Annotated in this window: 19 protein-coding genes; 2 read left to right on the plus strand and 17 right to left on the minus strand. The window is 72.5% G+C overall.

The window, feature by feature from the left end; all coding sequences use genetic code 11:
* Positions 1-43: 43 nt before the first annotated feature.
* The 4 genes from ACWDAK_RS24360 to nsdA form a co-directional block, all read right to left on the minus strand.
* Positions 44-2,506: a [protein-PII] uridylyltransferase gene (locus ACWDAK_RS24360; RefSeq protein ID WP_344639828.1), complete on the minus strand. Its 2,463-nt coding sequence runs from the start codon at positions 2,504-2,506 to the stop codon at positions 44-46.
* Between the two features lie 174 nt (positions 2,507-2,680).
* Complete coding sequence (locus ACWDAK_RS24365; RefSeq protein WP_344639829.1) at positions 2,681-3,019, minus strand: P-II family nitrogen regulator; 339 nt, start codon at positions 3,017-3,019, stop codon at positions 2,681-2,683.
* Entirely contained in the window at positions 3,016-4,413 is a 1,398-nt protein-coding gene (locus ACWDAK_RS24370) for an ammonium transporter (protein ID WP_344639830.1), read from the minus strand. Before ACWDAK_RS24370 ends, ACWDAK_RS24365 begins: the two co-directional genes overlap by 4 nt.
* Positions 4,414-4,757: 344 nt before the next feature.
* Complete coding sequence (gene nsdA, locus ACWDAK_RS24375) at positions 4,758-6,212, minus strand: transcriptional repressor NsdA (RefSeq protein WP_344639831.1); 1,455 nt, start codon at positions 6,210-6,212, stop codon at positions 4,758-4,760.
* Positions 6,213-6,725: 513 nt separating this feature from the next.
* On the opposite strand from nsdA, the gene ACWDAK_RS24380 reads away from it, so the two are divergent.
* Entirely contained in the window at positions 6,726-7,415 is a 690-nt protein-coding gene (locus ACWDAK_RS24380; RefSeq protein WP_344639832.1) for a bifunctional DNA primase/polymerase, read from the plus strand.
* Between the two features lie 91 nt (positions 7,416-7,506).
* Here the strand turns inward: ACWDAK_RS24380 and ftsY are convergent, their stop codons facing one another.
* The 5 genes from ftsY to ACWDAK_RS24405 all read right to left on the minus strand — a co-directional run bounded on the left by ftsY (position 7,507) and on the right by ACWDAK_RS24405 (position 15,339).
* On the minus strand, positions 7,507-8,742 hold the full coding sequence (ftsY, locus tag ACWDAK_RS24385; RefSeq protein ID WP_427394444.1) for a signal recognition particle-docking protein FtsY: 1,236 nt from the start codon (positions 8,740-8,742) through the stop codon (positions 7,507-7,509).
* A 298-nt stretch (positions 8,743-9,040) separates the two neighbouring features.
* Positions 9,041-12,676 carry a chromosome segregation protein SMC gene (gene smc / locus ACWDAK_RS24390; protein WP_427394443.1) on the minus strand — a complete coding sequence of 1,212 codons (3,636 nt, stop codon included), beginning with the start codon at positions 12,674-12,676 and terminating at the stop codon, positions 9,041-9,043.
* 280 nt (positions 12,677-12,956) lie between these two features.
* A complete protein-coding gene (locus tag ACWDAK_RS24395; protein WP_344639835.1) occupies positions 12,957-13,160 on the minus strand; it encodes a hypothetical protein in 204 nt (67 codons plus the stop codon).
* A 403-nt stretch (positions 13,161-13,563) separates the two neighbouring features.
* Positions 13,564-13,857 carry an acylphosphatase gene (locus ACWDAK_RS24400; protein WP_344639836.1) on the minus strand — a complete coding sequence of 98 codons (294 nt, stop codon included), beginning with the start codon at positions 13,855-13,857 and terminating at the stop codon, positions 13,564-13,566.
* A gap of 126 nt (positions 13,858-13,983) precedes the next feature.
* Positions 13,984-15,339: a hypothetical protein gene (locus ACWDAK_RS24405; protein WP_344639837.1), complete on the minus strand. Its 1,356-nt coding sequence runs from the start codon at positions 15,337-15,339 to the stop codon at positions 13,984-13,986.
* A gap of 200 nt (positions 15,340-15,539) precedes the next feature.
* Between ACWDAK_RS24405 and ACWDAK_RS24410 the strand changes: the two genes are divergently transcribed.
* Positions 15,540-16,463, plus strand: a complete 924-nt coding sequence (locus ACWDAK_RS24410) for a DMT family protein (protein WP_344639838.1) — start codon at positions 15,540-15,542, stop codon at positions 16,461-16,463.
* Between the two features lie 49 nt (positions 16,464-16,512).
* Here the strand turns inward: ACWDAK_RS24410 and mutM are convergent, their stop codons facing one another.
* From mutM to ACWDAK_RS24450, 8 genes are all read right to left on the minus strand, one after another.
* Positions 16,513-17,385 (minus strand): bifunctional DNA-formamidopyrimidine glycosylase/DNA-(apurinic or apyrimidinic site) lyase, encoded by an 873-nt coding sequence (mutM, locus tag ACWDAK_RS24415; RefSeq protein WP_344639839.1) that lies wholly within the window; start codon positions 17,383-17,385, stop codon positions 16,513-16,515.
* A 10-nt stretch (positions 17,386-17,395) separates the two neighbouring features.
* Positions 17,396-18,169 (minus strand): ribonuclease III, encoded by a 774-nt coding sequence (gene rnc, locus ACWDAK_RS24420; protein ID WP_344639840.1) that lies wholly within the window; start codon positions 18,167-18,169, stop codon positions 17,396-17,398.
* A 19-nt stretch (positions 18,170-18,188) separates the two neighbouring features.
* Positions 18,189-18,362, minus strand: a complete 174-nt coding sequence (gene rpmF / locus ACWDAK_RS24425) for a 50S ribosomal protein L32 (RefSeq protein WP_344639841.1) — start codon at positions 18,360-18,362, stop codon at positions 18,189-18,191.
* A 2-nt stretch (positions 18,363-18,364) separates the two neighbouring features.
* Complete coding sequence (locus ACWDAK_RS24430; protein WP_427394442.1) at positions 18,365-19,009, minus strand: YceD family protein; 645 nt, start codon at positions 19,007-19,009, stop codon at positions 18,365-18,367.
* A 173-nt stretch (positions 19,010-19,182) separates the two neighbouring features.
* Complete coding sequence (locus tag ACWDAK_RS24435; RefSeq protein ID WP_344639843.1) at positions 19,183-20,352, minus strand: ATP synthase F0 subunit B; 1,170 nt, start codon at positions 20,350-20,352, stop codon at positions 19,183-19,185.
* Between the two features lie 195 nt (positions 20,353-20,547).
* Entirely contained in the window at positions 20,548-21,039 is a 492-nt protein-coding gene (coaD, locus tag ACWDAK_RS24440; protein WP_344639844.1) for a pantetheine-phosphate adenylyltransferase, read from the minus strand.
* Between the two features lie 28 nt (positions 21,040-21,067).
* Positions 21,068-21,652: a 16S rRNA (guanine(966)-N(2))-methyltransferase RsmD gene (gene rsmD, locus ACWDAK_RS24445; RefSeq protein WP_344639845.1), complete on the minus strand. Its 585-nt coding sequence runs from the start codon at positions 21,650-21,652 to the stop codon at positions 21,068-21,070.
* A 110-nt stretch (positions 21,653-21,762) separates the two neighbouring features.
* Complete coding sequence (locus tag ACWDAK_RS24450) at positions 21,763-22,275, minus strand: hypothetical protein (protein WP_344639846.1); 513 nt, start codon at positions 22,273-22,275, stop codon at positions 21,763-21,765.
* Positions 22,276-22,339: the final 64 nt, after the last annotated feature.

Consider the following 22,339-nt stretch of genomic DNA (forward strand, 5'->3'; position numbering starts at 1 on the left):
TGGCACGCGTTCGAAAACGCCGGGTGTCGCGGGGACCAAGCCGTCACGCACCCAGCGCCTCCTGCACCTGGGCCGCCACCTCCCGGGCCCGCTCGGGCGTCAGCGGACGGCCGTCCGAGCAGGTGAGGTAGAAGGCGTCCACCGCGTCCGCGCCGAGCGTGCTGACGTGGGCGGTACGGACCACCACACCGGCCGTGTCCAGCGCCCGGCCGATCCGGTGCAGCAGGCCGGGGGCGTCGTGCGCGCGGACCTCCAGGACGGTGGCGCTGGACGAGCCGCCGGGAGCGACCGTGACCACCGGCGGCGGGGTCTTGATGCCCCGGCGGCGCGGGGCGGCGGCGTCCCGTTCGGCGAGCTTGCGGGCGACGTCCAGCGAACCGTCCAGGGCCCGGCGCAGGTCGGCCCGCAGCCGGTCGGTCTCGGGCAGCTCGCCGTACGCGGCGGCGACCTTCCAACGGATCAGCAGCACCTGGCCGACCCCGACCGGGTCCAGCATCCGCAGCGCCGCCGAGCGGACGGTCAGCCGGTGCAGCGCGAGCACCCCGGCCGCCGTGCTCAGCAGCGCCGGGCGGTCCGGGATGGCCAGGGTCAGCTCGGCGCCCATCGGCTCGGCGGCGAAGGCCTCCGGGTGCGGCTGGGCGAGCAGCGCGAGCGCCGGCTCACCCGTCCGGGCGGCCTCCACCGCCAACCGCTCCTGCTCGACGGTGGGCTCGGCGCCGGAGTCCGGGCCGGGAGCAGGGGCGTCGCCCGCGAGCTGGGCGGCCACCCGGTCCACCAGCCGGTCCACCAGTGACGCGCGCCAGCTGCTCCAGGCCGCGGGCCCGGTGGCGACCGCGTCGGCCTCGGTGAGGGCGTGCAGCAGTTCCAGGTGCGACAGGGTGCCGACCGCCTTGGTCATCAGGTCGATGGTGGCCGGATCGTCCGGGTCCCGGCGCGTGGCGGTGTCGATCAGCGTCAGATGGTGCCGGACCAGCAGGGCCAGCGTCTCGATGTCCGCCTTATCGAAGCCCATCCGGGCCGCCACGTCCCGGACGATCACCTCGCCCGCCTCGCTGTGGTCACCGGGCCAGCCCTTGCCGAGGTCGTGCAGCAGCGCCGCGACCAGAAGCAGATCGGGCCTGGCCACCCGGCGGGTCATCGCGGCCGCCCGGACCGCCGTCTCGACCAGGTGCCGGTCGACCGTCCAGCGGTGTACGGCGTTGCGCTGCGGCCGGCAGCGGACCCGCTCCCAGTCCGGCAGCAGGCGGCCGATCAGCCCCTCCGCCTCCATCGCCTCCCAGACCGGCAGGCAGGACTCCCCCGCGCCGAGCAGGGTGGTCAGCTGCTCCCGGGCCTCGTCCGGCCAGGGCACCGGCAGCGGCCGGCACTCGGCGGCCAGCCGCCGCACGGTGGCGTACCCGACGGGGAGCCCGGCCTGCGCGGCCGCCGCGGCGGCGCGCAGCGGCAGCACCGGGTCCTGCGCCGGGCGGGCGCTCTGGGCGAGCACCACCTCCCCGTCCTGTTCGACCACGCCCTCGGCGAGCGGCCTGCGCTCCACGGCACCGCGCGCCACCGCACCGGTGCCGCGCCCGGCGCCGGTGAACGGGAAGGCCAGCCGGACGGCCCGGCGGCCCCGGCCGCCCCGCGCCGCGAGGACGCGTTCGACCGCCCGCCAGGTGACGTCGCCGGCGTAGGCCACGGTGCGGGCCGCCTCGTACACCTGGCGCAGCAGGGTGTCGGCGTCGAGCACCCCGAGCCGCTCGGCGACCTGGTCCTGGTCGTGCAGGCCGAGCCGCTCGGTGGCCCGGCCGGTGGTCAGGTGCAGTGCGTCCCGGATGTCGGCCAGCCTGGCCGCGGCCGCCTCCAGACCGTCCCTGGGGGCGTCCGCGAGCCAGCTGGCGGCGATCGCGCCCAGCGCGGTCACGTCCCGCAGTCCGCCCCTGGCCTCCTTCAGGTCGGGCTCCAGCAGGAAGGACACCTCGCCGTGCCGATCGGCCCGTTCGCGGCAGAGCCGGCGGAGTTCGGGCAGCCGTTTCGGGGCGGTGGCGCGCCAGTCGGCGAGTACGGCGGCGCGGAGCCCCGCGGTGAGCTCCGGGTCACCGGCCAGGTGGCGGGCGTCGAGCAGGCCGAGCTGTGCCTTGAGGTCCTCGGCGGCGACGGTACGGGCCTCGGTGAGGGTGCGGACCGAGTGGTCGAGCGCGGCGCCGCCGTCCCAGACCGGGTACCAGATGCGCTCGGGCAGGGCCGGGTCGAGCGAGCCCTGGTGCAGCAGCAGGACGTCCAGGTCGCTGCGCGGTGACAGTTCGCCGCGACCGTAGCCGCCGACGGCCACCAGGGCGGTCCCTGACGGGGCGCCGGACGCCTCGTACAGGCCGATGAGCCAGTCGTCGGCCAGGGCGGCGAGGGCGGCGCGGCGTTCGGCGCCGCCGGGGCCCGGCCGGGCGAGCAGCCGGGAGCGGGCGGCGGCGAAGTCGAAGGGGCCGGCCGGGCCCCCGGCGGGAGGGGTGTCAGTGTCGGTGGGTGTCACGTCGGGGTCCCCATCCGTGGTGCGGTGGTTCTGTGCCGAATCGTAGGTGCGGTGCACCGGCGGGGCGCGGGGAGCTGTGCGGGCGCGGGGAACGGCGCGAGCGGCCGGTCACACGGGTGTCCGGCCGATCGCGCGGTCCCCCGCGCCCCTGAGGAGTTGCCCGCGCCCGGCGGCTCACAGGGCGTCGGGGCCCCGTTCGCCGGTGCGGACCCGGACCGCGGTCTCGATCGGGATGCTCCAGACCTTTCCGTCCCCGATCCGGCCGGTGCGGGCGGCCTTGACCAGGACGTCGATCAGCTCGTCGGCGTCCTCGTCGGAGACCAGGACCTCGACCCTGACCTTCGGGACCAGGTCGACGGTGTACTCGGCGCCCCGGTACACCTCGGTGTGCCCGCGCTGGCGGCCGTAGCCGCTGGCCTCGGTGACGGTGAGGCCCTGGACGCCGAAGGCCTGCAGGGCGTTCTTCACCTCGTCCAGTCGGTGGGGCTTGATGACTGCGGTGATGAGCTTCATCGGGCGTCGACCTCGGTCTTCTCGGTGGGCTTCTCAGTGGTCCTGTCGGCGGTCTTCGCGGTCGGGTTCCCGGCGGGCTTCGCGGCGGGCTTCGCGGCGGGCCGCTCGGCCGCCGGGGCGGACAGCGCCCGGGCCAGGCTGGCCCCGACCGCGCTGAAGTCGTAGGCCGACTCGGCGTGTTCGGCCTGGTCGATCCCGGCGACCTCGACCTCCTCGGCGACCCGGAAGCCGATGGTCCGCTGGATCGCCTTGCCGAGCAGCCAGGAGAGCACGAAGGAGTAGACGCCGACCACGGCCACACCCATCGCCTGCTTGCCCAACTGCAGGAACCCGCCGCCGTAGAAGAGGCCCTGGGCAGTCTGCCCGACGTGGCCGGTGGCGAACAGCCCCACCGCGAGCGAGCCGACGATGCCGCCGACCGCGTGCACGCCGACCACGTCCAGCGAATCGTCGAAGCCCAGGCGGTACTTGAGGCCGATCGCGGCGGCGCAGACGGCTCCGGCGATCAGGCCGATCGCGATCGCGCCGAGCAGGGAGACCGAGCCGCAGGCCGGGGTGATGGCGACCAGACCGGCCACCGCTCCGGAGGCTGCGCCCAGCGTGGTGAACGCGCCGTGCTTGATCCGCTCGTAGGCGAGCCAGCCCAGCATCGCGGCGGCGGTGGCGACCTGCGTGTTCAGGAAGGCCATCCCGGCCACGCCGTTGGCGGCCAGCGCGGACCCGGCATTGAAGCCGAACCAGCCGAACCAGAGCAACCCGGAGCCGAGCATCACCAGCGGCAGGCTGTGCGGGCGCATCGGGTCCTTCTTGAACCCGACCCGCTTGCCCAGCACCAGACAGAGCGCAAGGCCCGCGACACCGGCGTTGATGTGCACCGCCGTACCGCCGGCGAAGTCGATCACGCCGCTGCGGTCGCCGAGCCAGCCGCCGTGGCCGTTGTCGAAGAAGAACACCCAGTGCGCGACCGGGAAGTAGACGACCGTTACCCAGAGCGCCACGAACAGCGCCCAGGCGGAGAACTTCGCTCTGTCGGCGATCGCCCCGCTGATCAGTGCCGGAGTGATCACGGCGAACATCAGCTGGAAGGCGGCGAACGCGGTGACCGGGATGGATCCGCTGAGGTCGTTCAGCCCGATGCCGCGCATGCCGAGGAAGTCGAGATTGCCGATCAGGCCGGCGCCGGCGTCGGGGCCGAACGCGAGCGAGTAGCCGTAGAGCACCCAGAGCACGCTGACGATCGCCAGCGAGATGAAGCTCATCGCCAGCATGTTGAGCGTGCTCTTGACCCTGACCATGCCTCCGTAGAAGAAGGCCAGGCCCGGTGTCATCAACATGACCAGGGCCGCACTGATGAACACGAATGCGGTGTCGCCCGCGCTGAAGCCTTCCGGCATCGGCGTCTCCTCTGCTGAAACCGCCCCCGGGATTCCTGTCCCGTGCCACCCGGGGTGTCGGCGATGAAGAGGAGAGTGCCGAAGGCTGGTTTCGGCCGATGCGGCTCGTTGTTTCACCAACGTGACGGCGTTGACGGGAGAGTTACGAGCACGTGAAATGCGGCCGCGTCACCGACAAAGCTGCGCTACCGTTCGCCCTCACACCACCGGCTGCGGCCGACGAATCACCGACCGTGGCGCCCACCGGGCTGCGGGGCGGGGGAGCCCGATCGGATGCATACCTACGGGGGCGTCCACGGTCGGAGCTGGGGGACGGTGCGGAGCCACGCCGTCCTCGGCGGCGATTACACCGAAGTGGTGAATTCCGGAATGTCGTGCACCACCCGCTCGGCCAGCCGGTCGACCGCGTCCAGACCCTTGTAGTTGCGCGAGGCGGCCGCCGCGGTCTTGCGCACTCGGGTGTTCAGCCGCTCGGAGCGCACTGTCCGGGCGATGTCCACGGCCTGCTCGGCCATCACCACGGCCTGCTCGGGTTCGTTCTGCAGCAGGTGGACGCTGGCCATCCCGACCAGGTTGAAGGCGTAGGAGCGGACATGGTCCGCGTCCTGCCGGAACAGGTCCACGGCGCGCTCCATCACCGGCGCCGCCATCGAGGCGTAGAGCGGGCTGCGGGTGGAGTTGTAGGCGAGGTCGCGGAAGGAGTGCGCGTTCTCCGCATTGAGCTCCGCCTCGGAGAAGAACTTCAGCCAGTTCGGGTCGTTGTCACCCGGACGGCAGTCGCTGAAGGTGTCCTCGGCCAGTCGGGCGGCGCGGGCGCAGCGGTTGACCTCGCCGATGGTCGAGTACGCCCGGGCCTCCATCGCGTACAGCAGGGCCTGCTGGCGCGGAGTGGCGGTGTCCCGGCTGCCGTACTGGGCCAGGTGGATCAGCTCCAGGGCGTCCTCGCCGCGGTTGAGGTGGATCATCTGGCGGCTCATGTCGGTGAGGATCAGCGCGCCGAACGGCCGGTCCCCGGCCTCCTTGGCGGCGTGCAGCGCCAGCACGTAGTACTTCTGCGCGCTGGGGTGCATACCGACGTCGTACGACATCCACCCGGCCAGGTGGGCGAGTTCGGCGGTCAGCCGGAACAGCCGCTTGGTGGTGTGCTCGGGGTAGGTCTCCTGCAACAGGTCGGTGACCTCGTGGAGTTGGCCGACCACGGCCTTGCGGCGCAGCCCGCCGCCGTTCTGTGCGTCCCACTGGCGGAACATCACCGTGGTCTGCTCCAGCAGTTGGAGCTCGGGCTCGGAGAGCCGCCCGGTGTAGGGCTCGCCGCCGTTGGCAGCGGCCAGGATCGGGGTGGGAGCGCCGCTCGGACTCGGGCTGAGCCAGCGCTGCATCGGCTCGATCAGCGCGGCACCGGCGGTCAGCGCCAGCGAAGTGCCGAGGAAGCCCCGGCGGTTGAGCATCAGGTCACTGCGCGAGTACTCGCTGATCAGCTGCACCGTCTGGGCGCCGCTCCACGGCAGGTCCACCCCACCGCCGACGGTGCTCACCGGAACCACGGTGCGCAGGCCGAGATCCTCGATCGAGACCACCGAGCCGAAGCGCTCGGAGAACAGCTCCGAGAGGATCTTCGGGATCGGCTCGCGCGGCTGCTCGCCGTCCAGCCAGCGGCGCACCCGCGAGGTGTCGGTGCTGACGTGATGGGCCCCGGTCTGACGTGCCCGGCGGTTGACCTGACGGGCCAGCTCGCCCTTGGACCAGCCACTGCGGCCGAACCAGGACGTCAGCTTCTCGTTCGGTTGCTTCTCTGCCATGGGAACGTCCCATCCCGCCCGGCCCCACAGGGCCCTTTGTCATATGACCCGACCGCCCCAATCGGCGGCACCTGCTCCGCTCCCGCCCGCTGGTGGACGGTCCGCTGCGTTCCGTACGCCGAACGTAACGCCCCTCCGCCATCCGAGGGAGCCGCAACGGGGAATCGCCACCTTTCGCCACCCCTACGAGTGAACTACTCGGCGCCGCACCGCGCTTCACTGGTAGTCGGTCCGGCCGGCCCGCGCCAATCCGCTCGCCGCCCACCCGCTCCACGGTCAACTCGCTTCTACGACATGGGCCTTGCCAGTCATGAAAGAGGACGGAGAAACCCAGTGCGACAACGACGATCCGGCATCCGGCGCTCCGGGGCAAGGCGACTCCTCGCACGGGCGACCCGAATCGGAGCACGACGTCCAGCGCGCGCCGCCGACACACAACGCACTCCACATCGGACAATCGACGCACCGTCACAGTCCCGTAACCACCCGCAATCACAATCTGTTGGGGGAGGCATGGACAACCTCTTCGGCGATCTCCGATTCGGTGCCCGCCGCCGCACTCGGGCCACCGCCTTCCAGGCCGCCGCCGAGTACACCGGCCGCTGGGGATGGACGGTCGCCGTCGGTTCCGGTCGCACCCCGGCTGACGGCGGCTGCGACTGCCGGCAGCCCCACTGCGCGGCGCCCGGCCTGCACACCGCCGTCGGTCCGGAGCACACCGTCAGCCCCCGCCCGGAGGCCGGGCCGCCCGCCGCCGAACTGCGCGCGCTCTGGGCCTCCGACGCGGCCGTACTGCTCCCGGCCGGGCGCTCCTTCGACGTCCTGGACGTCCCCGCGCAGCCCGGTCTGCAGGCCCTGGTCCGGCTGGAGCGGATGGGCACCCAGGTCGGCCCGGTGCTCGCGCTGCCGACCGGGCGGCTGCTCTTCTTCGTCGCGGTGGGCACCGCGCAGCGGCTGCCCGAGCTGCTGTACCGGATGGGGTGGGACGACGCCTCCCTCGACCTGGCCTGCCACGGCGAGGGCAGCTGGATCGCCGCGCCGCCCAGTGTGTTCGGGTCGCTCGGGCCGGTCCGCTGGCTGCGCCGCCCCTCCCGCGACAGCGCCGGCTGCCCCCCGGAGGCCCGCCTCCTGCTCGGCACCCTCGCCTACGCCTGCCACCGCAGCCGCGAGCGCTCCGCCGAACCGGCCTGGCTCGCCTCCTGAGGAGCTGCCGGGTCCCCCGCGTCCCGGCCGGTGCGCGAGAGGGCCCGCCCCTCTGCGGAGCGGACCCTCGATGCGGCGGTGTCGGCGGTGATCAGTCCCCGATCAGGGCGTCCACGAAGGCGCCCGGCTCGAACGGCGCCAGGTCGTCCGCACCCTCGCCGAGCCCGATCAGCTTGACCGGTACGCCCAGCTCGCGCTGGACGGCGACCACGATGCCGCCCTTGGCGGTTCCGTCCAGCTTGGTGAGCACGATGCCGGTGATGTCCACGACCTCGGCGAAGACCCGGGCTTGGACCAGGCCGTTCTGGCCGGTGGTGGCGTCGAGCACCAGCAGCACCTCGTCCACCGGACCGTGCTTCTCCACGACCCGCTTGACCTTGCCCAGCTCGTCCATCAGACCGGTCTTGGTGTGGAGCCGGCCGGCGGTGTCGATCAGGACGGTGTCGGCCTGCTCGGCGATGCCCTCCTTGACCGCGTCGAAGGCGACCGAGGCGGGGTCGCCGCCCTCGGGCCCGCGCACGGTCCGCGCGCCTACCCGCTCGCCCCAGGTCTGCAGCTGGTCGGCGGCGGCGGCACGGAAGGTGTCGGCCGCGCCGAGCACGACCTTGCGGCCGTCCGCGACCAACACCCGGCCCAGCTTGCCCGAGGTGGTGGTCTTGCCGACGCCGTTGACGCCGACCACCAGGACGACGGCCGGGCGGCCGGCCTCGTGCTTGGCGGTCTTCAGCGAACGGTCCGCGTCCACGCCGATCAGCGCGACCAGTTCCTCGCGCAGCAGCCCACGCAGTTCGTCGGGCGTCCGGGTGCCGAGCACCTTGACCCGGGTGCGCAGCTTGTCCACCAGCTCCTGGGTGGGCGCGACGCCCACGTCGGCGGTGAGCAGGGTCTCCTCGATCTCCTCCCAGGTGTCCTCGTCCAGCCGCTCCCGGGAGAGCAGCGTGAGCAGGCCCTTGCCCAGCGAGTTCTGCGAACGGGAGAGCCGGGAGCGCAGCCGGACCAGACGGCCGGCGGTGGGCTCGGGGATCTCGATGGCCGGGGCCGCCTCGGCGGCCTCCGGGAGCTCGACCTCCGCTACGGTCTCGGCCGCCTCGACGGGCTCCACCACCGACGGCGCACCCGGTTCGGCCTCGGGTTCGACCTTCGCCTCGGCCTCGGCTTCGGCTTCGGCTTCGGCCGTCGGTACGGCCTTCGGCTCGGCCGGCTTGGTGATGACGGGCGCCCCGGCCTGGGGAGGCAGCTGCTTCTTCCGTCTGCCGCCGACGACGAGTCCCGCGATCGCGCCGATGGCGATCACGGCGATGACGACGGCAAGGATCACGTATTCCACATAGATCTCCCTTGCTGGCTCCCCCGGCCGGGCGGCCGGGGGGTTCAGTGATCCTTCGGTCGGCAAGGCGCATGGCGCTGCCGCTCCACTGCTGCGCCCCGGCCGGGCCGACGGGGACCTGCCGGGACCTGGCCGCGGTGAGACCACCGCGGCCGAGTGAGAAGCCCCCTCATCGGTGAGGGGGAGGATTCACAACCTTTCCAGTATCCGCGACGGGCCCGTGATACCGGCAGAAGCACCGGTGTCCGGATCGCCGGATCAGTTCGGCGATCCGCCCTCCGCCCACCGGGGTACCGGATCAGTCGGCCGGCTCGCCGGAGGGTCGCCCGGCCTGCAGCCCGTCCTCCGCCCGCCGGGGCGCCGGGGTGCGCCGGCGCTCACGGTGCTCGTCGCGCAGGCGCTGGCTGATCACCTGCGAGATCCCGTCGCCCTTCATCGTCACGCCGTACAGCGCGTCGGCCGACTCCATGGTCAACTTCTGGTGGGTGATCACGATCAGCTGCGAGCTCTCCCGCAGCTCTTCCATGATCGCGATCAGCCGCCGCAGGTTGGTCTCGTCCAGTGCCGCCTCGACCTCGTCCATCACGTAGAACGGGCTCGGCCGCGCCTTGAAGATGGCGACCAGCAGCGCCACCGCGGTCAGTGAGCGCTCACCGCCGGAGAGCAGCGAGAGCCGCTTGACCTTCTTGCCCGGCGGCCTGGCCTCCACCTCCACTCCGGTGGCGAGCATGTTCTCCGGGTCGGTGAGCAGCAACCGTCCCTCCCCGCCGGGGAAGAGCCGGGAGAACACCCCTTCGAACTGGGCCGCGGTGTCCTGGTAGGCCGAGGTGAACAGCTGCTCCACCCTGGCATCCACGTCCCGGACGATGTCCAGCAGATCACGGCGGCTCTTCTTGAGGTCGTCCAACTGCTCGCCCAGGAACCGGTGCCGCTCCTCCAGTGCCGCGAACTCCTCCAGCGCCAGCGGGTTCACCTTGCCGAGCTGCTGGTAGGCCCGCTCGGCCGCCCTGAGCCTGTGCTCCTGCTCGGTCCGGTCGTAGGGCCTGGGCTCACCGGGCTCACCGCCGTCCTCCGGCAGGGCCGGCGGCACCGGCTGGTCCGGCCCGTAGCCGGCGAGCAGTTCACCGCCCTCGATGCCGAACTCCTCCAGCGCCCTGGTCTCCAGCTGCTCGATCCGCAGCCGCTTCTCCGCTCGCAGCACCTCGTCGCGGTGTCCGGCGTCCACCAACCGGTCCAGCTCGGCCTTGAGTTCCCGGCCCTTCTCCCGGCCGGCCCGCAGCTGGCTCTCCCGCTCGGCACGGGCCGCCTCGACCTCCACCCGCTCGGCCTCGGCCCGCACCAGCGCCCCCTCCAGCCACGCCAGCAGCTGCCGGGCCCCGGCGGCGACGGCGGTGGCGACCGCCGCCTCGTGCCGGGCCCGCTCCCGGCGCTCGGCGGCCCGCGCCCTGGCCTCGCGCTCCGCGTGTGCCGCGCGGTCGAGCCGGTCCGCCCGGCCAGCCAGGTTGCGGACCCGCTCCTCGTGCGTACGGAGCGAGAGCCTGGCCTCGAGTTCGGCCTGCCGGGCCGAGACGGCTTCAGCCGCCAGCCGGTCACGCCGGGTGCTGTCCGGCTCGTCCTCACCCGAGGAGGCCGACTCCTCGGCCACGGCCAGGCGTTCGGCCAGTTCCTCGGCCGCCGCCAGCGCCTGGGACAGCCCCTCCTCGGCCGTGGCCACCGCCGCCGCCAGCCGCTCGGCCTCGCCCACCGCCGCCCTGGCCTGCCCGCCGAGCCGTCCGAGCACTCCGGCGGTCCGCGCCTGCTCCTTCTCGGCCTGTCGCCGCCGTACCGACAGCTGCTCGACCTCGCCGGCCAGCGTTCGCCGCCGCTCCTCGGCGGGTGCCAGCAGCTCGTTCAACTCGGCGCAGCGCCGGTCGAGCTCACCGAGCTGCTCGGCCGCCCCGGCGACCGCCGCCCGGGTCTCCAGCAGGCTCGGCGCACCCGCCGAACCACCCTGCGCGAAGCCGGTGCCGAGCAGATCGCCCTCGGTTGTGATCGCGGTCAGCTCCGGCCTCTCCATGACCAGTTGCCGCGCCTCGTCCAGATCCGCGACGATAACCGAGCTGGCCAGCAGCATCTCGACGGCGGCTCGCAGCTCGCTCGGCGCGTCCACCAACTCGGCCGCCCAGCGCGCGCCCTGCGGCAGCTCGCCGTGCCGGTACGGCTCGGCGGCGGGATTCGCGATCAGTAGTGCGGCCCGGCCGGTGTCCCGCGTGCGCAGCAGTCGCAGCGCCTGAGCGGCGGTCTCCAGACCGTCCACCGCGACCGCGTCCGCCGCCGCGCCGAGCGCCGCCGCCAGCGCCGCCTCGCACCCGGGCGTGACCCGCAGCAACTGCGCCACCGGTCCCAGCAGTCCGGCCGGCCGGTCCCCGGCGGCGAGCAGTGCGGCACTGCCGTCCTGGCGGCGAAGGCCCAGCGCCAGCGTCTCGTGCCGCGCGGCCAGCCCGGCCCGTTCGCGCTCGGCCAGGCCCAGGGCCTCGCGTACGGTGGCCAGTTCGCGCTCGGACTCGGCCAGCGCCTCCCCCGCCCGCCGGTGCGCGGCGTCCAGGTCCGCGTCCCCTTCCGCCTGGCCGTCGACCTGCTGCCGGAGCTGCCGGTACTCCTGCTCGGCGGCCTCGGCGCGCAGCAGCGCCGCGTCCCTGGCCTCGGTCAGCCGTCCGATCTCGGCCTGCGCGCCGGCCGCCCGGGAGCGGGCCGCGGCCGCCTGGCCCTGCAGCCGGGCCAGCCCCTCCCGCCGGTCGGCGAGGGCGCGCGCGGCGGCCTTCAACCGCCTTTCCTCCGCCGCGAGTTCACCTTCCAGCTCGGACTTGCGCTCGAGCGCCTCGGCCAGTGCGTACCGCGCCTGCTCCTGCGCCTCGGCGAGTGCGGCCTCCTCCTCGCGGACCCCGGCGGCCTCCCGCTCCAGTTCCTCGGGGTCGCGGCCGCGCCGCTCCTCTCCCGGACCACCGTCCGAGACCGCATGTCGTACCCGCGCCTCGGCCAGCCCGATGGTGCCCCGGGTGCGTTCGGCGAGCGCGGAGAGCCGGTACCAGGTCTGCCGTGCGGCCTCCAGCTGCGGGCCGAGCTGCTCGACCTGCGCCTCCAGTACGGCCTCGCGCTGCTGGGCCCTGACCAGTTCCTGCTCGACGGTGGACCGGCGCAGCCCCAGCGCCAACTCGTCGGCGACCTCGGCCTCGACGGCGCGGCGCAGGGTGAGCAGGTCGTCGGCGAGCAGCCGCAGCCTGGCGTCGCGCAGCTCGGCCTGGATCCCGGCGGCCCGGCGGGCGATCTTCGCCTGTCGGCCCAACGGCCCCAGCTGGCGGCGGAGTTCGGCGACGAGGTCCTGCACCCGGTTGAGGTTGCCCTGCATCGCGTCCAGCTTCCGCAGCGCCTTCTCCTTGCGCTTGCGGTGCTTGAGCACCCCGGCCGCCTCCTCGATGAAGGCCCGTCGGCCCATCGGGTCGGCGTGCAGCACGGAGTCCAACTGCCCCTGCCCGACGATGACGTGCATCTCCCGGCCGATGCCGGAGTCGGAGAGCAGTTCCTGGATGTCCAGCAGCCGGCAGACGCTGCCGTTCAGCGCGTACTCGCTGCCGCCGTTGCGGAACATCGTCCGGGTGATGGTGACTTCGGAATAGTCGATCGGCAGTGCACCGTCGGTGTTGTCGATGGTGAGGCTGACCTCGGCCCGGCCGAGCGGCGCGCGTCCGCCGGCCCCGGCGAAGATGACGTCCTCCATCTTTCCGCCGCGCAGCGACTTCGCCCCCTGCTCCCCCATCACCCAGGAGAGCGCGTCCACCACATTGGACTTGCCGGAGCCGTTCGGGCCGACCACGCAGGTGATGCCCGGTTCGAAGCGCAGGGTGGTGGCCGAGGCGAAGGACTTGAACCCGCGCAGCGTCAGACTCTTCAGGTGCACGCGCCTTCCTCCTGGCCTCGGCAGATGCCCGCCGGCCGACTGTATCCGGCCGGGCACGCACCAAGCCGCCGAACGGCGGTTTGACCACGCCGGAGGAAGGGCAGCCTCCCCTCGACGGAGCGTCCGCACCGGGACGCTCCTCGGGGCATCGGTCCTCGGGTACGACGAAGGGACGCCACCCGGGCGTCCCTCGGAAGCTGCGTCCCATATACGGCAACCTCCGCGTACACGGGAAGCTCAGAGTGCGCAGCAGCGTCGATCGGTGAGGATCGGGTCAGGATCAGGTGAGCGCGGGCTCCCGCTGATCCAGATCGATGCTGCTGAGCAGCGAGTGCTCGTCAGCGACAGCGGTGAGTGCGGCGTTCTCTTCCTGTACCCGGGCCAACTCGGCCTCCAGGTCTTGAACGCGCTGCTGCAGCCGTCGCATCTCGGAGAGCATTCGCGGGTCGGGACCGCCGACGTACCCGAGAAGCGCCTTTGCCATGATGAATGGTCCTCCACGCTGAGTGACCGAACCGAAACGGTTTGGGTCTAGGGGGAAGGGGGGTACGCACCCGTCAGCGCACCGGAAGTGCCGACCGGGCACTGCCGGAATGCCGTCATGAACTGCGCCCATGAAAACATGACCCTGCTGGGAGTACGCAGACTGGTGCGCGGGCTTTCAGCGTCTCACCAAAGACCGTACGGGTCAACACGATCACCGCACGCTACCGCGCGCCTGTCACCTGCATGGCGGGATCGACACACCATGGGGATGGCGGGGCCATCGGGAACAGCGCCACGCGGGACCCGGTGGATCACTGTTCGCTGCGGAGTCAACCACGAGTCTGCCCAGATGGCAACCGCATGACACCGGCAGTTGCCCGCCCGGCGCCCGGTGTGCCTGCTCAGCGCAGTGCGAAGCCGTCGTAACCGTCGCGGCTGGGACCCCAGATCTCGGTGACCCCGGTGACCCGGCCGGGCGTGCCGGGGCCGCGGAGCAGGGCGAGCAGCCGTTCGCAGTCGGGCTGGGAGCCCTCCGCGACCACCTGGACCCGGCCGTCGCCGAGGTTGCTGGTGTACCCGGTCAGACCGATCTCCAGCGCGCGGGCCCTGGTCCACCAGCGGAAACCGACCTCCTGGACCTTTCCCCGGACCCAGATGGTGGCCCGGACCGGCTGGGTGCTGTCATGACCGTGCATGGCAGAGACCTTATCCGGCGCCGCCGCGCGGCCGGGGAGCCCGGGAGGCGGTCGGCGCCCCGGGACGGCAACGGCCCCGGCGGCCTGCCGAGCAGGTCACCGGGGCCGGACGCGGGGAGCGGTCGGTCAGAAGCCGCCGAAGTCGCTGTCACCGCCGCCGTCGAAGCCGCCGTCGAAGCCGCCGAAGTCGGAGGGGTCGAAGTTGGCGCCGCTGTCGTCGCCGGCCTCCAGGCCGCCGTGGCCGTGGCCGTAGCTCTCCGAGCCGGCCGCCCAGGCGGTGTCCGGCCCGGCGATGATCGAGCCGAGCGCGGTACCGACCAGCAGGCCCGGCAGCACCCCGCTGCCGTAGTAGCCGCCCGCCCACGGGCTGTAGGCCGGGCCGGCGTTCCAGTACGGCTGCTGGCCGTACTCGGTCTGCACGGTGCGGATGTCCGGCTCCTGGCCGCTCGTCACCCGGGCGGCGTCCGCGGCGCAGGCCGGTACGGTACGCGGCGCGCCGCCGGTCGGCGCCCAGTAGACGTCCTGGACGGACACCCCGTGGCGCGGGTCGAAGAAGCACGGCGAACGGCGCTCCGGCAGCGGGCGCTTCTCCCGCCGTGCGGCCAGCGTGGCCAGGGCGAACCGGCCGTCCGCCAGCGCCTCGGTGACCTGTGACACGTCGGCGGGCCGCTTGGCCGCGTCCATGGTCTGCTTGGCCCGCTCGTACGCGTCGAGGGCGTGCGAGTAGTCGGCCCGCTGGGCGTCGTCGGCATCGGGCGCGCCGGGGTTGAAGTCGAGGCGGTCGAGTTCCTCGCCGAAGGCGGTGATGTCCTCGTCCACCACGGTGCGCAGCTGGGCCAGCTCGGCGCGCTCCTTCTCCTCCCTGCGCTTCTTCGCCCGGCGGAACAGCAGGAAGACACCGCCGCCCGCGAGCACCAGCAGGGCGAGCGGGATGACGATCGCGGCGGTGCTGATCCCGCCGGAGGACGCCTCCGGCGCGTGGCCCTTGACCTGGCGGACGGCGTGGTCGGCGAAGTCGTTCAGGGCGCCGTTGATGTCACCCGGGTGGGAGCGGACGGCGGCCCCGGCCATGTTCGACACGGTGTTCTTGGAGGCGACGCCCTTGTCCGCGAAGGCCTTGAACTCGTTGCCGCGCCAGATGCCGTAGAGGCCCACCACGCCGACCTCGTCCCGCAGGTCACGGGCGACGGTGCCGGACGGGTACTGCGCGCTGTCGGGGATGACCGCGATGTAGACCGCCTTGCCGGAGTCCCTGAGCTTCTTGCCCAGAGCGGCGGCCTGGTCCTCGGAGAACCGGCTGGTCATCGCCGGATCGACGTAGACCTGACTCTTCTTCAGGGAGGTCGCGGCCTCGTCGATGCCGCCCGCCGCCGAGGCGGAGGGCGCGATCAGCAGGAGCAGCAGCCCGAGCAGGCCCACCAGTAGCGCCGCCGAGCGGGCGGCTGGCCTGGCGGCCGGGGGACGGCGGAGCACAGTTCTCATGTGAGAGAAGGTACCTGGCCGCGCCCGTGTGCCGGGACCGCCCCCGGTCCGATGCCCACCCCCGCCGAGCGGTTCGGTCCCGGCTCCTCCCGACGGGTGACCCGGTGGTCCGGCGGACCAGGCATAGTTGTGCTGATCAGTACTGCCCGGACTGGTCAGCACTGCCAGATCCACTGCCCAGATCCGAATCGGAGCTCCTGGTGATCCTCGGTCTTGTCACCGCCGTCGCGGCGTCCGCCTGCTACGGCACCGGTTCGGTCCTCCAGGCGGTCGGCTCACGCCGCTCGGCCCGTGAGGAGGCGGCAGCCAGCGGCGCCGCCTCCGGCGTCACCGAACACGGCGGGCCGAGCCTCTCCTCCACCGCCAAGGCCGTGGTGACTTGGGAGTTCATCCTCGGCACGGTCCTGGACTTCATAGGCTTCGGCCTCGGCGCGCTGGCCGCCCGGCTGCTGCCGCTCTTCCTGTCCCAGACCATCATCAGCGCCAACCTGGTGATCACCGCCCTGCTGAGCATCAAGCTGCTCGGCCTGCGGCTGAAGGGCCTGGAGTGGGCCTCGATCGGTGTGCTCTGCGGGGCACTGGTGCTGCTGGCCACGGCCGCCGGGCCCGAGGGCGGACACCACGCCCAGATGGCGGTGCACTGGTGGTTGCTCGGCGCGTCGGTGGTGCTCATCGCCGGCGGCAGCCTGACCGTGCGGCGGCTCGGTGCCAGTGGGGCGATCGTGGCCGGTCTGCTCTCCGGGCTCGGTTTCGGCGCCCTGGGGATCGGGGTCCGGCTGCTGAACGGCCTCCAGCCCTTCGACCTGGGTCAGCTGGTCTCGGACCCGGCGCTGTACGTGATCATCATCGGCGGCGTCGGCGGGATGTACCTGCACACCGTGGCGCTGCAGGTCGGGTCGGTCAACGGCGCCACGGCCGCGCTGGTGGTCGGGGAGACGGTCGTGCCGGGCGCGGTCGGTGTGCTCTGGCTGGGCGACTCCTCCCGGGCCGGCTTGGGCTGGCTGGCCGTCGCCGGCTTCGTCCTCGCGGTGATCAGCGCGGTCGGCGTCGCCTACTTCGGCCAGGAGGAGACCGAGGTCCACCCCGCCGCCGAGCCCACGGTTCCCGAACCGGCCCGCTCCTGAGGGCAGCGCCGGGGCGCGGGGGCTGCGCGGTTCCCGCGCCCCTGGCCTTCTAGCGCGGAGCGCGCTGGCAGCGGGGGCAGAAGTAGCTGGAGCGGTTCATCCAGGCGGCGCGGCGGATCGGGGTGCCGCAGCGGCGGCAGGGTTCGCCCTCGCGCCCGTAGGCGTCCAGGTCGCGGGAGAAGTAGCCGCTCTCGCCGTTCACATTGACGTACAGGCTGTCGAAGCTGGTGCCGCCGACCGCGAGGGCGGCGTTCATCACGTCCCGGGCGTGCCGCAGCAGCAGGGCGGCCTGCGGACGGGTGAGCGTCGCGGTGGGCCGCTCGTAGTGCAGCTTGGCGCGCCAGAGCGACTCGTCGGCGTAGATGTTGCCGACACCGCTGATCAGGGTCTGGTCGAGCAGGGCGCGCTTGACCGTGGTGCGCCTGGCCCGCAGCGCGGCGATGAAGGCGTCGTCGTCGAAGCGCGGGTCGAGCGGGTCGCGGGCGATGTGCGCGATGGAGACCGGGGTGCCATCGGGGTCGTCCGGCTCGGTCTCCTCGACGGCGAGGCCGCCGAAGGTGCGCTGGTCGACGAAGCGCAGCTCACGCGCACCGTCGGTGAAGCGGAAGCGGACCCGCAGATGGGTCTCGTCGGGCACCGCCGGGTCCTGGACGAGCAGCTGCCCGCTCATGCCCAGGTGCCCGATCATCGAGAAGCCGGTGCCGAGCGCCCCCGAAGAGGTCAGGGGAAGCCAGAGGTACTTGCCGCGCCGGCGGGCCTCCCCGAAGGTGGCACCGGTCAGCCGGGCGGTGAAGTCGGGCGCGCCGCCCACCTGGCGGCGTATCGCGCGCGGGTGCAGGACCTCCACCTCGGCGACGGTCCGACCGGTGATCCAGCGGGCCAGACCGCGCCGAACCACCTCGACCTCGGGAAGTTCGGGCACTCCTGCGGCCTCAGACCGCGTTGCCGGGCAGCTGGTCGGCGTACTTGGCCTTGATCGCCCGCCAGGCGCTCTCGGCGGCCTTCTGCTCGGCTTCCTTCTTCGAGCGGCCGCTGCCGTGTCCGAAGTCCTCGCCGGCCACCCGGGCGGCGGCATCGAAGGTCTTCTCGTGGTCGGGGCCCGACTCGGTGACGACGTACTCGGGTACACCGATGCCGACGGAGGCGGTGAGCTCCTGGAGGCTGGTCTTCCAGTCCAGTCCGGCGCCGAGCTGAGAGGACTCCTCGATCAGCGGGTCGAACAGCCGGTGGACGAACTCGGTGGCCGAGTCCAGGCCCTTGTCCAGGTAGATGGCGCCGATCACTGCCTCGACGGTGTCGGCGAGGATCGACGACTTGTCGCGGCCGCCGGTGCCCTCCTCGCCCTTGCCGAGCCGGATGAAGGCACCGAGGTCCAGGCCGCGGCCGACCTCGGCGAGCGCGCGGGAGTTGACCACCGCGGCACGGAGCTTGGCGAGCGTGCCCTCGGCGACCTCCGGGTGGAGGTTGTAGAGGGTGTCGGTCACCACCAGGCCCAGCACCGAGTCGCCGAGGAACTCCAGGCGTTCGTTGGTGGGCAGACCACCGTTCTCGTACGCGTACGAGCGGTGGGTCAGGGCACGTACCAGAAGGGCGCGCTCAAGTGGGTACCCGAGGCGCCCTTCCAGGACGTCGTATTCGGTCGAAGCCGGCCCGCCGGCCTTGCTCCCGTTGGAAGCCGACTTGCGGGAAGAGTTGCTTTCCGACATCGATCCGTACACCCGCCGATCAGACCGAGAGGACCTGGCGACGGTTGTACGTGCCGCAGCTCGGGCACGCGATGTGCGCCAGCTTCGGCTCGTGGCAGCGGTCGCACGCGACGAGCGCGGGGGCGACAGCCTTCCACTGCGAACGGCGGTGGCGCGTGTTGCTGCGCGACATCTTCCGCTTCGGAACAGCCACGGCTACTTCTCCTGGTTCTCGGCGAGACCCTCACGGGTGTCGCTGTTCTTGTTCTCGTCACCCTCGTCGCCGGGGGCGGCGGAGAGTCCCTGCAGAGCCGCCCACCTCGGGTCGACGGCCTCGTGATGGTGGTCCGGGTCGTCGCTCAGGCGTGCCCCGCACTCGGGGCACAGACCCAGGCAGTCTTCCTGGCACACCGGCTGCAACGGCAGTGCGAGCACCACCGCGTCACGCAGCACCGGCTGGAGGTCGAAGAAGTCGCCCTCCAGGCGGTAAGTCTCTTCCTCCGAGTCCTCGTCGAGGTCCTCGGCACCGGCGGTCCGGGCACGATGACGCTCGTCGGACTCCGGGTAGTAGTACAGCTCCTGGAAGCCGACCTCGAGGTCGTCCTCGACGGGCTCCAGGCAGCGTACGCACTCGCCCTCGACGTGGGCCTCGGCGGTGCCGGTCACCAGCACGCCCTCGACCACCGACTCCAGGCGGAGTTCCAGCTTGAGCTCGCTCTTCTCCGGGACACCGATCACATCGGCGATACCCAGGCCCACGGGGGCCTCCAGGACGCGGGAGACCTGGCGCATCGAGCCCGCACGGCGGCCAAGCTCATGCGTGTCGAACACGAGCGGGTCGCGGTGGTCGAGGCGGTTCAAGGTTCCCTGGCTTCCTGGTGGCGACACACATCGCTGCGTGGCGCGTAACGGGTTCGTTCGATGTGCGGCACCGCGCTGTGAGCTACGAGCGAGCAGCCGGACGATCCGGCGCTGAACAGGCCGGAGTGGTCAGACTACCGGACACTCGGGCCTGGCCCAACTTCGGGTGGCCGCTAGCGGCCGCCGAGCTCCCTCAACCGGGTCATGTCGATCATGCTGGTGTCGAAGAAGCTGGTCTCGTCCAGGCCCGCCTGCTGCTGGGGCGGCTGTGCGTGCGGGGCCTGCTGGGGCTGCTGCGGGTAGCCGTAGGCGTCGTAGCCCTGCTCCTGGTACACCGGCTGCTGCCCGTACACCTGCGGGACGCCGTACGGGTCGTGCAGCGCGGGCTCCTGCGCCGGATAGGCCGGCTGCTGCGGGTAGCCGTAGGGGTTGCCGTACGGGTCCGTCTGCGGCTGGCCGGCCGGGTCGAAGCCGCCGGCGTAGACCTCGCCGTACTGGTCGGCGGGCGGGGTGAAGTGGCTGTCGAAGCCCTCCCCGCCCGCGCCCCCCTGGCCGGTCTGCCAACCGGCCGCGGCCGGGGCCTGCTCGGGCCAGCTCTGCTGCTGCGGCACCTCCTCGCGGTACCAGGGCTGCTCCTCGCCGTCCCCGGCGAAGCCGGCGGCGACCGCCTCGGCCCGGTCCTTGAGCTGCTGGGCCTCGTCGGCGGCGGCCAGGTAGGCGGCCAGCTCGTCGATCGGCTTCTTGCCGAGGAGCTTGTCGCGGCCCTTGCCGACCGCCTCCAGGGTGGCGCCGAGCACGGCCTCCAGGGTGGCGAGCTTCACATCGACGTACTCGTCCACCTCGGGGCTCGGGGTGCCGCGCGGGCGGAACTCGTCGCCGTCGCCCTCGGCCCCGTCGAAGGCCTCGCCGCGCAGCTTCGCCCGGCCGCGGCCGACCGAGCCCAGCGTCTTGGTGAGCACGACCTCGAAGTTGGCCAGCTTGCCGTCGACGTAGTCGTCGGCCTCGGTGCGCTTGGCGTCGATCTCGGCACGGGCCTCGGCGAGGATCCGGTCGGCCTCGGCCTGGGCCCGGCGGACCACCTCGGTGTCCGAGATCAGCGAACCGCGCTCGTCGTGAGCACCGCGGATGATCTCGTCCGCCTGGGCCTGCGCCTCGGCCACCACCTGCTCGTGGTCGGCCATCACCGACTTGGCCTGGGCTAGTTCGGAGGGGAGGGCTTCCCTCAGCTCCTGGAGCAGGCCCACCAGCTCGGCCCGGTTCACCACGCAGGACGCCGACATGGGCATCGAGCGGGCGTTCTCCACCGCCGCGACGATCGCGTCGAGTCTGTTCTGCACGTCCACGGGCGCTTCTGTCTTTCCGTGTGCCGCCGGGCTGTGGCGGAGGCAGGCCCGGACGGCGCGGCTTCGCCACCGGGCAGTGGAGTACTGACTGTACGTCCACTCACCCCGCAGCTCACAACGGCCGTGGCCTTCGGGCCATCCCGGCGGTGGACGTACGACGTGACCGGCCGGCAGAAACGCCCGGCCGGCGCGGCGCTACGCCTGGGCCTTCTGCTCGGCGATCCGCACGAGCAGCTGACGGTGCACCGGCTCCGGCAGCAGGTGCGAGACGTCGCCGCCGTACGCGGCGACCTCCTTGACCAGGCTGGAGGAGAGGAAGCTGTACGTCGGCGAGGTCGGCACGAAGAGCGTCTCCACGCCGGTGAGGCCGTGGTTCATCTGGGCCATCTGCAGTTCGTAGTCGAAGTCGCTGACCGCACGCAGGCCCTTGATGATCGCCGGGATCCCGCGCTCCCGGCAGTAGTCCACCAGCAGCCCCTGGTGCGACTCGACCACGACGTTCCCGCACTGGGCGGTGGTCTCCTCGATCAGCGCGATGCGCTCGTCGACGCTGAACATGCCCTTTTTGTTCGGGTTGATCGCCACCACGACGTGGACGACGTCGTAGAGCTTCGACGCACGCTCGATGATGTCGAGGTGGCCGTTGGTGATCGGGTCGAACGATCCCGGGCAGACGGCGCGGCGCATGGCGTGGACTCCCTTGTGGGGTGCGGTGCTACGAGTCTTGATCAACCCCGGCAGCGGCGCGACCGTACCAGAGGGTGCCCTCGCCGTACCGGCGTGAGCGCAGCACTTCGAAGCCCTCGGGCCAGCCGAACTCTCCGCCCCTGGTGCTGCGTTCCACGGTGACGATTGCACCGTCCGCGATCCAGCCTCCGACGAGGAGTGTGATCAGCATCTCCCGCACCTCGTCGTCGGTGACCGCGTACGGCGGGTCGAGGAAGACCAGGTCGTACGGGGCCGCGGGAGCCGGGCCGGCGAGCACCCGCTCGGCGCGGTCGGCGCGGAGCTCGGCACCCGGAAGGGCGACGGTGCGGATGTTGGCGCGGATGGTGCGGGCCGCGCTCGCGTCCGACTCGACCAGCAGGGTGTGCTCGGCACCGCGGGACAGCGCCTCCAGGCCGACCGCTCCCGAACCGCCGAACAGGTCCAGCATCCGGGCGCCGTGGATCGTCCCGCGCAGGGACTCCAGGGTGGAGAACATCGCCTCCCGCGCCTTGTCAGAGGTCGGGCGGGTGTTGCGGCCGGGCGGCACGGCCAGGCGCCGGCCGCCGGCCACGCCGGCGATCACGCGGGTCATGAGCTGCAGGGTCCTTTCGTGGGTCAGCCACCACGCTATACGGGCCGCTCGCCCGGGCGCCCACTCGCCGGGCAGCCCGGCGGCGCCCCACGGCGCCGCCGGGCCGTGGGCTACTCGGCCGCCGAGACCGCCCCGAGCAGGGCCGGGGAGGCGTAGCGGGACCAGGACAGGCAGCCGTCGGGCGGGCAGTGGTCGGGGCGGCGCGGGTCGTGACCGAGCTCACGCAGCTTGGTGCGGACGGAGTCGGGCGTACGGCCGAAGCGGGCGGCGATCCGGGCGATGGTCTCGCTCTCGTGGAAGCGGCGGACCAGCTCCTCCTCGTGCTGCGGCACCCACGGGGCGCCGTGGCCGGGGTACAGCTCGCGCAGCACGTCACGGTCGGGGATGGGCTCGGAGACCTCGGCGACGATCGCCAGCGCCCGCAGCGCGCGGTTCAGCGCGATCCGGAGGTTGGCGACGTCCTCGACGGGGAGGCGGAGCTTGCCGGAGGCGAGCGGGCTGGCGGCGGCACCCTCGCGCCAGCCGGTCAGGGTCAGGGTGACTTCGCGGTCGTCCTCACTGGCGAGCTCGATCCGGAAGATCTTGTCGCCGAGCGGGAGCTCGTTGAGATGACGGAATGCCATGGCAGGACCCCCAAGTGTCGTGCCAGGTACGCACCTTGAGGTGCGCCCTGAACACCTTCATTCT

This window comes from Kitasatospora sp. NPDC001175 (assembly GCF_053598215.1).

Bases quoted from the DNA above. Each gene is read 5' to 3' on its own strand.
- ACWDAK_RS24365 (WP_344639829.1), bottom strand. From the start codon at position 3,019: ATGAAGCTCATCACCGCAGTCATCAAGCCCCACCGACTGGACGAGGTG.
- ACWDAK_RS24370 (WP_344639830.1), bottom strand. From the start codon at position 4,413: ATGCCGGAAGGCTTCAGCGCGGGCGACACCGCATTCGTGTTCATCAGT.
- nsdA (WP_344639831.1), bottom strand. From the start codon at position 6,212: ATGGCAGAGAAGCAACCGAACGAGAAGCTGACGTCCTGGTTCGGCCGC.
- ACWDAK_RS24380 (WP_344639832.1), top strand. From the start codon at position 6,726: ATGGACAACCTCTTCGGCGATCTCCGATTCGGTGCCCGCCGCCGCACT.
- ACWDAK_RS24395 (WP_344639835.1), bottom strand. From the start codon at position 13,160: ATGGCAAAGGCGCTTCTCGGGTACGTCGGCGGTCCCGACCCGCGAATG.
- ACWDAK_RS24400 (WP_344639836.1), bottom strand. From the start codon at position 13,857: ATGCACGGTCATGACAGCACCCAGCCGGTCCGGGCCACCATCTGGGTC.
- ACWDAK_RS24405 (WP_344639837.1), bottom strand. From the start codon at position 15,339: ATGAGAACTGTGCTCCGCCGTCCCCCGGCCGCCAGGCCAGCCGCCCGC.
- rnc (WP_344639840.1), bottom strand. From the start codon at position 18,169: ATGTCGGAAAGCAACTCTTCCCGCAAGTCGGCTTCCAACGGGAGCAAG.
- coaD (WP_344639844.1), bottom strand. From the start codon at position 21,039: ATGCGCCGCGCCGTCTGCCCGGGATCGTTCGACCCGATCACCAACGGC.
- rsmD (WP_344639845.1), bottom strand. From the start codon at position 21,652: ATGACCCGCGTGATCGCCGGCGTGGCCGGCGGCCGGCGCCTGGCCGTG.
- ACWDAK_RS24450 (WP_344639846.1), bottom strand. From the start codon at position 22,275: ATGGCATTCCGTCATCTCAACGAGCTCCCGCTCGGCGACAAGATCTTC.